Source organism: Pseudoalteromonas shioyasakiensis (assembly GCF_022398475.1).
Classification (GTDB): domain Bacteria; phylum Pseudomonadota; class Gammaproteobacteria; order Enterobacterales; family Alteromonadaceae; genus Pseudoalteromonas.
Map to the genome: position 1 here is coordinate 15109 of NZ_JAKEVM010000045.1, position 13768 is coordinate 28876.

Consider the following 13768-nt stretch of genomic DNA (forward strand, 5'->3'; position numbering starts at 1 on the left):
TTACTCCTCTAAAAACTCACTGATAAGCTGCGCTTTCGGGGCGATTGAGAAAATGCCATCAAGGTGTCCCCAGCCCCCTTCTATTTCTGAAATCTCAACGTCTTTACCTGCCGCTTTCATGGTGTCAAACACAGTACGCATGTTTTCAGGGCGAAGCAGTAAGTCGTTCGTTGCGGGCAGTAATAATGTTTTGGCAGAGACATTTTTAAGTGCCGTTGTTAAATCACTTTGCATGCCAGCGGTAAATAGTTGTGATGCCCGGACCAAATAAAGTACATGGTTGGCATCTTGCGTTTTCGCTCGTGCCATTGCGCGCTGAGCGAGTACTTGGTTTAACTTAGGCAAGGTACGAATATCTTTTAATGCACCTTCATCTAATACAGTAAAGTCAGGGAAGCTCGCGTTATAAATAATTGGATGCATCGCATCTTGCGTAATATTAAGCATGGTTGCCGCTAAGCCATCTAACGGGCGCTCTTTACCGTAGTAATTACCTTGCTGCCAGTTTTTATCTAAACGAATTGGTAACGCCCATTTTTCAAGTGCCGCGACTGTCCATGCATCCATAGTTGCAGCGCCAATCACATGAATTAAACGCTCTACTTTATCTGGGTAACGTGTTGCCCATTCAAGTGCTTGAAACGAGCCCATTGATGCGCCCATCACAGCATGTAATTTAGTGATACCTAGACTGTCGAGTAAGCGCTTTTGCACATTCACAAAGTCAGTAATCGTAACCACAGGAAAATCTAAACCATAAGGTTTCCCTGTTTTTGGATTCGTTGACGCAGGGCCTGTGGTGATGACATTTTCATCATGCCAGTTGGCATTTACTAAAGTATCTGAGCTAATCACATAATATTTATTCGTATCGATAGCTTTACCTGGGCCGATAATCGCATCCCAATAACCCGGTAGGGCGTCATCCGCTTTATATTTACCTGCAGCATGAGAAGTACCAGAGAAATAGTGAGTGATTAAAATCACGTTATCTTTATTGGCGTTTAGTTTTCCGTAACTTTCCCAGCCAATATCAACTTGATCTAAAGTCACACCAGACACAGTGGTAAAATCTTTTGTCGTAAAATGCTGTTTTTCCACCAGCATGGTGTCGGCTTTATTTGCAGCGCCAAACGCAGTGCTACTAAATACAACCAGCCATAGCAAAATTATTAATTTGGTTTTCATTGCTGTTCCTTAAAAGATAATAAAGAGTCCAAGTGCCAATGCGACACCGATAAGCGGAATAACCGCAGTGAGTGCTGCCATTGACCAATACGCTCGTTGATGCGTTTCTTTACAGATAGCGCGTATTGTTGTGACCACATAACCATTATGCGGCAAGGTATCTAGGGCTCCAGAGCTAATTGCCACTACTCGGTGCAGTTGTTCAGGGTTTACACCCATGTCTAAATAACCCGGTGCGACAAGAGGTAATGCAATGGCTTGCCCGCCAGAAGCAGATCCTGTTAAGCCGGCAATTACACTCACAGCCACAGCAGCACCAACCAACTCATTCCCCGGCATATGGGTCATCACATCGACAGCGGCGGTAAATGCCGGTGATACTTTAGCCACAGCGCCAAAACCAACCACAGCAGCGGTATTACCGATTGCCACTAAAGCGCCAGTTGTACCAACATTAATCGCGTTACCCATATCGTGAAAATGCTTAAAGTTAATAATCACAATACTCAGTACACCACCAAGTAAGGCAACAATAAGAGCTGTTTGCTGCAGTACATCATGTAGCGTAAATGATAAAAGTAGCACCACAATCAGTGGGATCACACCCGTAATTGGATGCGGACGACGACGCTCAATAATGACAGGGTCATCATCACGCGCTTCAAAGGTTTCGCCATTAGCAACGGCCTTTTTGATCATCTTGTTTAACCAAAAGTAACCTGCTGTGGCCATAAAAATAGCCACGACTAAGCTCACTTCCCATGCCGCATAGGGTGACGTACCAAGGTGCTTAACCGGGATCCAGTTTTGAATTTCTGGCGAGCCTGCCGAAGTCATGGTAAAGGTCACCGAACCAAATGCCAGCGTTGCTGGAATAAAGCGGCGCGGTAAGTTTGCATCTTTAAACAGACTTAATGCCATTGGATAGACAGAAAACGCAACAATAAAGACGCTCACGCCACCGTAGGTTAAAACTGCACAGGCAATCACAACCGCAAGAACGGCGTGCTTCATACCTAGTTTACCCACAATGTAGCTCGCAACACTGTCTGCAGCACCGGTGTCTTCCATGAACTTACCGAATAAAGAACCCAGTAAGAACATAAAGAACCACGCACTTAAAAAGCCTGCAAAGCCATCCATATAGGCGTTAATAAAGTTTGTATCTGCCGATACAGGGAAAATGGCCATGCCACTACTAAGTGCAACTAACAGTGCACAGATTGGCGCAGCGATAAATAAATTTACCCCACGCAGCGTTAAAATGATCAGCAGTATTAAACCGCCTAACAGTCCTATCATGCTCAGCATAGACATTCCTATAATTATTGTTATTACACAGATGAGGTGACATCGGAATAATGCTTTCAGTCTTACCCTAAGCGTTCAAAAAATACATAACACTAAGGTACTATCTGCTTTAAAAATAGCTTAATTGCTTGATAAATAAAGGGCTGTGGCGGGTATAGCACTATGGTACTAATTCAATTTCTGCAACTATCTTCTACATTAACTGACAGGTGACACGGGCAAATCTTATTCAGTCTTCGGCAACATCAATGTGAGTGGCCATAAGACTAATGACAACAATAACAAGGAATACAACATGATAAAGCTTAACCCAAAAGTCGCGCCACTTACTCTGGCTGTATCACTTGCTTTGGCAGGTGTCAGTGCTCAAGCGGCAGAACAAGCCGAACCTGCAGCAAAAAAAGGTGAACTTGAACGTATTCAGGTAACAGCACGTAAAACTGTTGAAAACCTGCAAGAAGTTCCTGTTGCTGTAACCTCAGTGGGTGCTGAAGAGCTGGCTGAAAATGGCATCGTCGTTATGACCGAAGTTCAACAGTTCTCGCCAAATACCACCTTGCAAGCAAGCCGTGGTACTAACTCTACAATTACCGCGTTTATTCGTGGTGTAGGTCAACAAGATCCACTTTGGGGCTATGAGCCAGGTGTCGGTATTTATATTGATGATGTCTACCTTGCTCGCCCTCAAGGTGCCGTGCTTGATCTGCTTGATGTGCAACAAATCGAAGTATTACGTGGTCCACAAGGGACGCTTTATGGTAAAAATACCATAGGTGGTGCCATTAAATACGTCACCAAAGAAATGAGCGGTGATGCTACCTTAAATATTCAAGGCACTGTAGGTAGCTATAACCAGAAAGATTTAAAAATCACTGGCCAATTACCGATTGTTGACGAAAAACTTTACGTGGGTTTTGGTTTTGCAACGCTTAACCGTGACGGCTTTGGTGAGTTTTTAACATCGGCTCTTGATAACCAAGACCGCGAAAACTACAACAAAGACGTAACCGCAGCTCGCGTTACACTCGAATACACTCCGACCGATGACTTATTCTTCCGTTTCGCGTGGGATAAAACAGAAGACAAATCAAACGCAAAAGGTGGTTACCGTTTACTACCAAGTATTCTTACTGATGCGCCAGTTCCAGACAGCGTGTATGACTCTTACACCAGCTTACCAACATGGAATAAAGTTGAACTCGAAGGCTATAGCCTAACTGCTCGTTGGGATATGACTGACAGCACTAGCATTAAATATATTGGTTCAAGCCGTGAGAGCTACTCACCAACGAATATCGACTTTGATAACACGTCAATTCAAATTTTCGATGTACCTGCTATTTACGATGATGAGCAAACCACTCATGAGTTACAGCTAAATCATCAAGGCGATAACTATAAACTGGTTTCGGGCCTTTACTACTATGATGGTGAATCTTGCGGTCAATTTGAGGCAATTTTAGGTATTTTAGGTCAAAGCCTAGGCGCACCGGGTCTAACTCGTGAAGTAAGCGGCTGTAGTAACTCAAACAGTAAAGCAGCGTATATCCAAAGCTCAATTGATTTAACCGATAAATGGTCAATGACACTCGGTGCGCGTTACACCAAAGACAAAAAAGAAGCACAGGTTAACAACGGTCTAATCTTTGACATTGTTTACCCAGAATCAGGTTGGGTACCAGGTTATACTCGCCCAGAAGGCCAACTGGTTCCAACAGTACTCGATGATGAAGAAGAATGGTCACGCTTCACACCACGTGCAGGTGTTGAATACCAATACAATCGTGACATCATGTTCTTTGCAAGTTACGCGCAAGGCTTTAAGTCAGGTACTTTCAACCCACGTGCAACGACTGCAGAGCCAGCAGCAAAACCAGAAATCGTTGATTCATTCGAAATCGGTATGAAGAGTGAGTGGAACAACAACTTACGTGCAAACGTCACCTTATTCACCCTTGACCATAAAGATCGTCAATATATTTCGGTATTACCGGGTGATAGCGCAGCAGATCTAAATCAACGCTTAGGTAACATTGGTGAGTCAACATCAGATGGTATTGAACTTGAACTTAACTATGTTGCAACAGAATCACTCAGCTTTGATGCGTCAGTGGGTTACATTGATAGTAGCTTTGATAACGTAATTGATTACGACCCAGAAACCGGTGAAGCATTCGATAAATCAGACCGCTTTACGGTATCAAACACACCTGATTTAACCTTTAACCTGGGTGCAACGTACCGTATGTACACAGAAATGGGTGATTTTGTTGTCAATGGTAACTACTACCACAGAGGCGACTACGCGCTATTCGAAGAAGATAGCCTATTAACGCAAGATGCTTACGGTATCTTTAATATGGGTATCACTTGGTACAGCACAGATGGTCACTGGACTGCAGGTCTTTACGGTAAAAACTTAACGGATGAAGAGTACATGATTGGTGGTTACCAATTCGTGGCACCTGATCCAACAGACCCAACAGATATCAGCAAATACACCCCTGGTTTAGGTGGTGATAATACTCTGATTGGTTACTACGGCGATCCTCGCACTGTAGCCTTCACTGTTGGTTACCGTTTCTAAAATAGAATCTAAATCCTTGTGTGAGAAAGGTTTGTCTGAAACTTCCCTTCAGGCAAACCTTGTTTCAAAGCGCAAAATCACTTATAACATAACGCATTGGAGAATCGAGGGAATGTCTTTAGCTGTGAACACTATAATCGCCGATGATCACCCGTTATTTAGAAGTGCGCTGCGTCAAGCTGCGGCGACATCAGTGCCTGAAGAACATATTAAAGAAACCAGTGACATTGATGGTTTGTTTACACTGTTAAGCGCTCACCCTGAGATTGAACTAATATTTTTAGACCTTACGATCCCTGGTGCAAATGGCCTACAAGCCCTTTCGCAACTGCGTAACCACTACCCTGATATCTTAGTGATCATGGTCTCAGCCAATGAGACACCCGCCATAATCAAACAAGCTATGAGCCTTGGCGCTGCTGGCTATATTCCAAAGTCGTCTTCTTTAGATGTTATCAGTGAAGCAATTAGTCATGTACTCAATGGCGACACTTGGTTACCACCTGAAGTGGATTTAACCGATGTGGTGATCAACGACGAACAAAGCGAATTTGCTCGTAACCTTGAAAAACTAACCCCCCAGCAATACCGCGTACTAGCGATGATTGCCGACGGTTTATTGAATAAACAAATCGCCTTTGAAATGTCGATTCAAGAAACCACAATCAAACAACATGTGTCAGCGATTTTACGCAAACTCAATGTTTATAACCGTACTCAAGCGGGCATTTTGTTTAATCAGCTTTCGCAGGTTGGCAAAATCGAAGAAAGCTAATTTAAGCATTCACTCCCAGTTTTAAAACTCGCTTTCCCATTAGTGGGAAAAGCTCACGTTCCAAAAAACGAAAAGTTATTACTTTTCAACACCTTAATTTTTGGCACAAAACTCGCCTTAGCTACTCCATGATTATTTACATTTCTCAGTATCATGGATTTAGACAGCACACTAAAACGCAAACCTCAGCAATCAAAAGCTAAAAAATGGCTGGCTAGTGCAGCTATTGGCGTATCGGCTCTTGGCGCTTTAATGGTGTATCAATGGGCGACACCCACTGTGGTTGCTGCAAGCCAACTGCAAATAGCAACCGTAGAACAAGCCGATTTTGTGGTAAAAATACGTGGCTTTGGCCGTTTAAAGCCAAAGTATCAACGTTATTTAACCAATACCGATACTGCAATGGTCGAAGCTATCCATGTTTACCCCGGCACTATCGTTAAAAAAGACACAGTGATTTTAAGCCTCGTCAACCCACAGCAAGCGCAGCGTTTATCGGTCGCTCGGCTAGAACTTGCTCGCCAAAAAGCCAGTGTTAATGAGCAAAGAATTAACCAGCAAAGTGAACTACTTGAGCGCCAAGCAAATCTCGCCATATTAAAAAGTGAGCTGCAAAGTGCAGAACTTAGAGTCGATGCTGAAAGCAAACTGATCGAGCAAGGAATTGTTTCAAGCCTCGATTACAAACGAAGCATGCTAAACGTTGCACAGCTTACAGAGCGCGTAAGTATCGAGCAGCAACGCCTTGCACAGCTTAAAGAAATGCACTTACAACGTAGCAAAATACAGCAAGAACTATTAAGCCAATTTGAGCTTAATTATCAAGTTGAGCAACACGCTTTTGATCAGCTGCAAATAACGGCAGGTATCGATGGCATGCTGCAAGAATTGAATGTTGAACTTGGCCAAAATCTCGTGCCCGGTACCCGCCTTGCGGTGGTTGGCTCAAATAAAGCACTCAAAGCAGAGCTAAGCGTTAAGCAAGCAGATGCTGAAAAAGTGGCACTCAATATGGCAGCGAAAGTAAACACCTTTAGCCAAGCAGATCACGGTGAAGTTGATGCCAAAGTCACCCGAATTGACCCTATCGTTACCGATGGTCGAGTCATTATCGAACTTGATTTACAGGGCACACTACCAGCCAATGCCCGCCCCGATTTAAGCATTGAAGGCTATGTGGTTAGCAACATTATTCCCGATGCGTTAACCATTAACGTGCCGCAAAAAGCACAAGCAAATAGCGAAGCCACGCTGTTTAAACTTAATCCAAATACCCAGTTAGCAACGCCAACCAATATCGAATTTGGTACACTCAGTGACAATCAAATTCAACTTTTGAGCGGTGCCACCGTGGGCGAACAGCTGATCATTTCAGACCTTTCTAAATGGCAGCATTTGGCAACAATAAAAATCGAACAGGACAGTTTATGAAAACCAATACGCTTATCTCATTAAACAAAATCGCCAAAGTTTATCGCGGCCAAAATGTTGAAACCTATGCATTAAAAGACATTAGCCTGAATATTAACCAAGGTGACTATATATGCATTAGCGGCCCATCTGGCTGTGGTAAATCGACGCTGCTGTCATTATTAGGCTTACTCGATAGCCCAACTGCTGGCGACTATTTCATTAAAGAAGTCGATACAAAAACCCTCGACATGGATCAGCAAGCTGAACTTAGAAACCTTCACATTGGTTTTATATTTCAGTCGTTTAACCTAATTGATGAATTATCGGTTTTTGACAATGTGGCACTGCCGCTCACTTACCGAGAGCCAGCCATGAGCCCAAGCGAAATTGAGCTTGCGGTAAAACAGGCCCTTGATGAAGTTGAAATGGGCCACCGCTCTCAGCACAAACCAAACCAATTATCCGGTGGTCAGCAACAGCGTATTGCCATTGCCCGTGCACTGGCTGGCAAGCCAAGCATTTTATTGGTGGATGAGCCAACTGGTAACTTAGATTCAAAAAATGGTGATGCCGTCATGGACTTGCTTGATGAGCTGAATAAAAAAGGCACCACGATTTGCATGGTAACCCATGATTTACGTTATGCCGGACGTGCTAAAACGCAACTTAAACTGCTAGATGGTGAAATTGTTTCCTACTCTGAAGCTCGCCAAGCACCTAGCAGCGACAATACTGAGCATGCACTTGAAAGCGCTGAGGTGATGTAATGAAATTAACCAAAACACGCGCCCAATTAAGCTTAGCGTGGGCATCATTAATGAACGCACCGGGCTTTGTAACAGCAGTTATCGCAACACTTGCTTTAACATTGGCCACCTTGTTTGTGGTGCTTAGCCTTGTTAACAGCTACTTTTTAAAGCCCCTTGATGTGTACGATGAAAGCCGCATGGTAGTGGTTGAGCAATCACTTACCTATGATGACTACGATGCCACCGGCTTTCAAAGCTATCAGTCTATGGTGCATTGGCTTAAGCATAATCAAAGCTTTGAACAAAGTATGATGATCAATGCGGGTGAGCAAATCTTTGCAAACCTTGATGGCGAGCCGAAAGAGCCTGTGCTGTATGTTGGCGGCAACTATTTTGACTTATTAAACACGCCATTTTTAATGGGACAAGGTTTTGATCTTGGAGAAACGCTGGAAACACCTGATGATCGGGTCGTTATATCTGCTAACTTTTGGCGCAAGCATTACAACAGCGACCCGAACATTATTGGTAAAACACTTTCAGTCATGGCGGGTGAAACCGATTATGTTCACCGTATCGTGGGTGTTGTTGATGACTCATTCAGCCCTCCTTACATGTTTAAAGCTAGCGATGTTGAAGTATGGTTTCCATCAAGTGCTGACCGCCGTTTCTTTCACAATGATGATTGGCAAAGCCCATGGACAAACACTTTTAAAAACCTAAAACTGATTGCAGTTTTAAAGCCTGGGGTCACCATAGATCAAGTTAAAGTCGATTTAAAACAGCAAATTGATACGGTTAAATCAGAGTGGCTAAACAATGGTGGTATCACCGATGTAAAACCTGAAGTAACCCCGTATCGTGACGTTGAGCTGGGTAATAACGATGACTTAAGCTTAATGATGTTAGCCGGTGCAGTAGGGCTACTGATTATTGCGGTACTTAATGTAAGCACTTTATTCTTCTCGCGCGCTCTTGCTCAACATAAAACCCTCGCTTTGCAGGCGGTGTTAGGTGCAAAACGCAGCACATTATTTAAAAGTATCTTTTTACAGTCACTGATTTTAATGACCTTATCGGTAAGCATTGCGCTGTTTTTATCGGTATGGGGCATACGTTTATTTAAAGTACTAGCAGAAGGCCGATTACCACTGGTTAATAGCTTGGCCGTGGATAGCACGTTGGTCATTGTTGCCATCATACTTTGTATTGCTCTTGCTTATATTTTCTCTGTAATTACAGCGCGTTTGGTAAATTACAAAACCCTAAATACGCAAATGCAGAACAGTGGTAAAGGCGGAGTTTCGCAGGTATCTGGCCGTACAGTGCGTATTTTAATTGGCTCACAAATGTTTGTTGCCGCGTTGCTTGTGAGTTTTTCGGTGATGGTAGTCAGTAAAGCCATGGGCACGATTAACCGCCCACTCGGCAGTGATACCGAAAACCTGTATTTTGCCAACCTGTTCCAGCCAAATAATCAAATGTCATTGGCTGAACGCTACGAACACATGCTGCAATACAAGCAGGTTTTGCTTGATAGCCAAGGTATTGATGATGTTGCCCTGGGTCACAGCCCTGTTTCGCAAAGACAAAACGCCCACACCTTGACTGATGTAAACGGTAAAAGCTCCGTTTTCTTCCCTAGCCAGTGGGTAGGGCCTGATTACTTTGCGTTAGTTAACACCAAAATTCTCGCTGGCCGCACCTTTACTGAACAAGCTATACGTGGTGAAACCAACGAGATACTGGTATCAGTCAGCGTGGCAGAGAACTTATTACCAGGCCAAGACTATCGAAATATCATCGGCAAGAGCTACCAAGGCTTAGAAGAAAAGATGTATGAAGTGGTGGGTGTAACCGAAGATTTTAATCACCCTAAATACTACGATGAATCGTTTGGTCGTCACATTTGGTGGCCTGCGACACCGTATAGTTACATGTTTACTATCCAAGCTTCTGATGGCGTTAAGCTGACTAACAAACAAATACTTAATACGCTAAAAGAAAAGAACAGCGACTTAACCATGTGGCAGTTTAATGACCTGCAACAAGAGTACGACAATTTACTGTATATGAGCCGACTGACCGTGGTTCTGTGTAGTACCTTAGCGCTATTTACTCTATTATTAGCAGCAATCGGTATTTTTGGGGTACTGAGCTACAACCTGGGTCTGCGCCGTTATGAGTTTGGTATTCGTATGGCATTAGGTGCGAAAAAAGCACGCTTATTCAAGCTGATGAGTGTTGAAGCGATTATCCCTGTGCTCATTGGTTTTGCGGTTGCTCTCGCCGCGGTAATAGTGGGTTTTTACATGTTACAAGGACAGCTAATGTCTTGGCTGATACTTGATGTAAGACTGCAATTACTCGCTTGGAGTATTACCTTATGTATTGCGCTATTCGCTTGCTTTAGACCTTTGGTTTTACTGCTTAAAGCAAAACCTATGGCCGCACTACGTAACGATTAACAGCACAAAATGGTGGCTTAAATTTAAGCCACCTCAACAGGATAATAAGAAAACATCATGGACAAAATCTTAGTCATAGACGATCAAGCTGATGTACGTCTGGCTGCTACTGTTGCATTACAACAATTAGGCTTACACTGCCTTGAGGCCGAAGGCCCTGAACATGCCCTTGAATTATTAAAATCGGAGCACATTAGCCTGATTTTGCTTGATATGAACTACAAGCTCGACACGACCTCAGGTGAAGAAGGGTTACGCTTTTTAAAGCAACTAAATCAATTAGGTTCGACCATACCTGTCATTGTGATGACCGCATGGGCCAGCATTGACGTAGCTGTTAAAGCCATGCAATTAGGGGCAGTCGACTTTGTTGAAAAGCCATGGAATAACTTACGCTTAACCGCCGTTGTACAACAACAACTCAAGCTCAAGCAAAGTAATCACGATAACGCGTGCTTAAAGGCGCTTACCAGTGACACACAAGCACATTACATAGCTCAATCAGAAATCATGCAGCTGTTGCTTGCCAAAGCTGAGCGCGCAGCTAAAACCGATGCCAGCATATTAATTACCGGCGAAAATGGCACTGGCAAAAGCTTATTGGCACATTATATCCACCAGCACTCGCTCAGAGCTGATAAACGCTATGTAAGCGTGAATGTTGGCGCCATTGCCCCGACGCTATTCGAAAGCGAATTATTTGGCCATAAGAAAGGCTCTTTTACTGATGCCAAAGAAGACCGCCTAGGCCGTTTTGAAATTGCCGAAGGCGGCACCCTATTTTTAGATGAAATTGCGACTTTAAGCCTTGAGCTACAAAGTAAAATGCTCCGTGTACTAGAAAGCAAAGAATTTGAAGTACTAGGCTCAAGCCAAACCAAAACCGCCAATGTTCGCATTATTTCTGCCACCAATAGTGAATTAGCTACGGCTATTGAGCAGGGTGAGTTCCGCCGTGACTTATTATTTAGACTCAATACCATTGAACTGCACATTCCACCGCTTCGCGACAGAAAAGACGACATCGCTCCCTTAGCTGAACACTTGTTGTTAGTGCATGGTAAAAAATACCAACGAGCGAATATGGCGCTCAGTGATGATGCTCTACAGGCGCTAAAAAATTATAGCTTGCCTGGTAATATTCGTGAGCTAAGTCACTGCATTGAACGCGCGGTGATCATGAGCGATAACAACAATATTCAAACCAATGACCTTATTTTAGATCAACCAAGTTGCGAGCAAACAAATAGCAATGCCGAACAGGCTTTGCCACTATTGCCCCTTGAAGAGCTTGAAAAACAAATGATTCAAAAAGCGCTGCTGCAATTTAATGGCAATGTTATCGCCGCAGGAGAGTTTTTAGGATTAAGTAAATCGGCTATTTATCGTCGCATTGATAAACATCAGCTCGATTTAAAAGAAGTAGAACGCTAAATGAGTAGCAAGTTGTCGTTAGAGCAGCGTATTCGACGCTATTTTTATATGGTTATAGCGGTGCTATTAACGCTTGGCATTGCTCTTTCGCTCAGCTTAAAACTAGATTGGTTTGCCAGTATCAGCCTGTTATTGCCGTTTATCGGGATAAGCGCTTTTGCTTTAATTAAAAGCTACCGTGCGATCACCGATGTGGTTGAACGCTTTGGCCTGCAACTAGATGCATTGGCAAATGACGAAAGTAATAGTTGGCATTTAGCGTCTTATCAAAGTGGACGAGTCGCAGCGCTTAAGCAAGATTTTGCCAAGCTCAGCAATAAAATAGCCAAGAACAAACGCCATTATATGCAAACAGAAGAGTTTGTTTTTGAGTTTGCCAGCATGCTGGACTTACCCATCGTTATACTAGACCCCCATGGCTTAATTTACTTTAGTAATAAGGCGTTTATAAATAGTATTAGCCATCGCCAAATTGAAGGTAAATCGGCCAGCGACTTAGGCATTGCTCTGCATGATGGCGAATGGCAACAAAATAGTGACTCGCTGTTTAAACAACGCTTTCAAATCTCATCGCAGACTTTTTGGCGGACCGGCAGAAACTTTGAATTACTAACCTTCTTTTCAATTGAGCAACAGCTTCGCGATAACGAACAACTTGTTTGGCAACGGTTAATTCGCGTGTTAAATCATGAAGTGCGTAACTCACTCACGCCGATTTATTCGATGAGTCAATCATTGCAAACCCTTAAGCACCAAGGGCAAATTAGCAGTCACGATGATCTCGCCCAAGATATGCTGCAAGTAATAGAAAAACGCGCTCAGCACTTGCTTGATTTTGTAGCCAGTTACAGTGCGTTTGCCAAGCTACCACCCGCACAAAAGCAGGCAATCAGTAGCGAGCAATTAAATACTCGTTTAAGTGCTATTTTTCCTGAACTAGTAATAAATAGCAGCGAAGAGTTACATATTAATGCCGACTTTGGTCAGCTAGAACAAGCGTTGATCAACCTGATAAAAAATGCCTTTGAAGCAGGCAGCAATTCTGCCCCAACCCTCACTTGGTCAAGGCAAGGTGATAGCTTAAATATTACAATTAGCGACCAAGGTTGTGGCATTCAAAACCCCGATAACTTGTTCGTGCCATTTTACTCAACCAAAGCAAATGGCACAGGTATAGGACTTGTGATCACCCGAGAACTTGTGCGCAACCAAGGTTTTGAGTTATCAATAAACTCAAAACCCCAGCAAGGCACGCAAGCTACAATTACTGTGCTCAGCTAACTTATTTTACAAATGTGGCTTTCACACGCTTAGATAACAGCATGTAAGGTCCCCAGATCACAGCTTGAATAAGGCCTCTGATAATCATAGTTCTAACTTCATCGTCGAACACATCGACATCGGGCACAATTAAACTAACCGCATAGGCATCGAGAGCAATAAACGCTAGTCCACCAAATAATATCGCTAAGTACCAACTTACAAATGCTTTCTTATGCTTAAAAAACAACACGATCAAATAAAGCGAAGCTAAAAATAATGCCGCATTAAAAGCCATTTCAATGATTAGTAAAGGCTCCCAAAGCGGATGATACATATCACCAAATTGCGACGTTAAACGTTGCCACATCTCGGTCGTGAAAATGGGTTTAAAGGTATTAATTGATTCGATAAATACTCTAAAAGGGCTGATCACTACACCTATCGCCACAAGAATGAGCCAACCTTTTATACCAACTAAGTCATTATTTACGGAGCTTTTAGCTTCTGGTGTTTCGATTTGATTTTGTTGTTTTGCTTCTTCCATGAGTTGTCCTTTTTATTTTTATTTCTTCTACTATAC

At 43.1% G+C, this 13768-nt stretch carries 10 protein-coding genes; 7 read left to right on the forward strand and 3 right to left on the reverse strand.

Going from position 1 to position 13768, the window contains the following annotated elements:
• Positions 1 to 1188 (reverse strand): E22 family MetX-like putative esterase, encoded by a 1188-nt coding sequence (locus tag L1D51_RS10045; protein ID WP_239963590.1) that lies wholly within the window; start codon positions 1186 to 1188, stop codon positions 1 to 3.
• Between the two features lie 9 nt (positions 1189 to 1197).
• A complete protein-coding gene (locus L1D51_RS10050; RefSeq protein ID WP_054562937.1) occupies positions 1198 to 2499 on the reverse strand; it encodes a GntP family permease in 1302 nt (433 codons plus the stop codon).
• 295 nt (positions 2500 to 2794) lie between these two features.
• Here L1D51_RS10050 and L1D51_RS10055 point away from each other — a divergent pair, with 295 nt between their 5' ends.
• The 7 genes from L1D51_RS10055 (at position 2795) to L1D51_RS10085 (ending at position 13206) form a co-directional block, all read left to right on the forward strand.
• Positions 2795 to 5086 (forward strand): TonB-dependent receptor, encoded by a 2292-nt coding sequence (locus L1D51_RS10055; RefSeq protein WP_239963591.1) that lies wholly within the window; start codon positions 2795 to 2797, stop codon positions 5084 to 5086.
• Between the two features lie 112 nt (positions 5087 to 5198).
• Complete coding sequence (locus L1D51_RS10060) at positions 5199 to 5861, forward strand: response regulator transcription factor (protein WP_054562939.1); 663 nt, start codon at positions 5199 to 5201, stop codon at positions 5859 to 5861.
• A 153-nt stretch (positions 5862 to 6014) separates the two neighbouring features.
• On the forward strand, positions 6015 to 7292 hold the full coding sequence (locus L1D51_RS10065) for an efflux RND transporter periplasmic adaptor subunit (RefSeq protein WP_055198570.1): 1278 nt from the start codon (positions 6015 to 6017) through the stop codon (positions 7290 to 7292).
• Positions 7289 to 8041, forward strand: coding sequence for an ABC transporter ATP-binding protein (locus L1D51_RS10070; RefSeq protein ID WP_054562941.1), 753 nt, complete (start codon positions 7289 to 7291; stop codon positions 8039 to 8041). Before L1D51_RS10065 ends, L1D51_RS10070 begins: the two co-directional genes overlap by 4 nt.
• On the forward strand, positions 8041 to 10491 hold the full coding sequence (locus tag L1D51_RS10075; protein ID WP_239963592.1) for an ABC transporter permease: 2451 nt from the start codon (positions 8041 to 8043) through the stop codon (positions 10489 to 10491). Before L1D51_RS10070 ends, L1D51_RS10075 begins: the two co-directional genes overlap by 1 nt.
• A gap of 57 nt (positions 10492 to 10548) precedes the next feature.
• A complete protein-coding gene (locus L1D51_RS10080; RefSeq protein ID WP_239963593.1) occupies positions 10549 to 11925 on the forward strand; it encodes a sigma-54-dependent transcriptional regulator in 1377 nt (458 codons plus the stop codon).
• Complete coding sequence (locus L1D51_RS10085; RefSeq protein ID WP_239963594.1) at positions 11926 to 13206, forward strand: sensor histidine kinase; 1281 nt, start codon at positions 11926 to 11928, stop codon at positions 13204 to 13206.
• A 1-nt stretch (position 13207) separates the two neighbouring features.
• Here L1D51_RS10085 and L1D51_RS10090 read toward each other — a convergent pair whose 3' ends face one another.
• Positions 13208 to 13732 (reverse strand): DUF2569 domain-containing protein, encoded by a 525-nt coding sequence (locus tag L1D51_RS10090; protein ID WP_239963595.1) that lies wholly within the window; start codon positions 13730 to 13732, stop codon positions 13208 to 13210.
• Positions 13733 to 13768: the final 36 nt, after the last annotated feature.

What these genes read in the sequence shown, in the direction of transcription:
- L1D51_RS10045 (WP_239963590.1), bottom strand. Translation starts at nt 1,188, where the DNA reads ATGAAAACCAAATTAATAATTTTGCTATGGCTGGTTGTATTTAGTAGC.
- L1D51_RS10050 (WP_054562937.1), bottom strand. Translation starts at nt 2,499, where the DNA reads ATGCTGAGCATGATAGGACTGTTAGGCGGTTTAATACTGCTGATCATT.
- L1D51_RS10055 (WP_239963591.1), top strand. Translation starts at nt 2,795, where the DNA reads ATGATAAAGCTTAACCCAAAAGTCGCGCCACTTACTCTGGCTGTATCA.
- L1D51_RS10060 (WP_054562939.1), top strand. Translation starts at nt 5,199, where the DNA reads ATGTCTTTAGCTGTGAACACTATAATCGCCGATGATCACCCGTTATTT.
- L1D51_RS10065 (WP_055198570.1), top strand. Translation starts at nt 6,015, where the DNA reads ATGGATTTAGACAGCACACTAAAACGCAAACCTCAGCAATCAAAAGCT.
- L1D51_RS10070 (WP_054562941.1), top strand. Translation starts at nt 7,289, where the DNA reads ATGAAAACCAATACGCTTATCTCATTAAACAAAATCGCCAAAGTTTAT.
- L1D51_RS10075 (WP_239963592.1), top strand. Translation starts at nt 8,041, where the DNA reads ATGAAATTAACCAAAACACGCGCCCAATTAAGCTTAGCGTGGGCATCA.
- L1D51_RS10080 (WP_239963593.1), top strand. Translation starts at nt 10,549, where the DNA reads ATGGACAAAATCTTAGTCATAGACGATCAAGCTGATGTACGTCTGGCT.
- L1D51_RS10085 (WP_239963594.1), top strand. Translation starts at nt 11,926, where the DNA reads ATGAGTAGCAAGTTGTCGTTAGAGCAGCGTATTCGACGCTATTTTTAT.
- L1D51_RS10090 (WP_239963595.1), bottom strand. Translation starts at nt 13,732, where the DNA reads ATGGAAGAAGCAAAACAACAAAATCAAATCGAAACACCAGAAGCTAAA.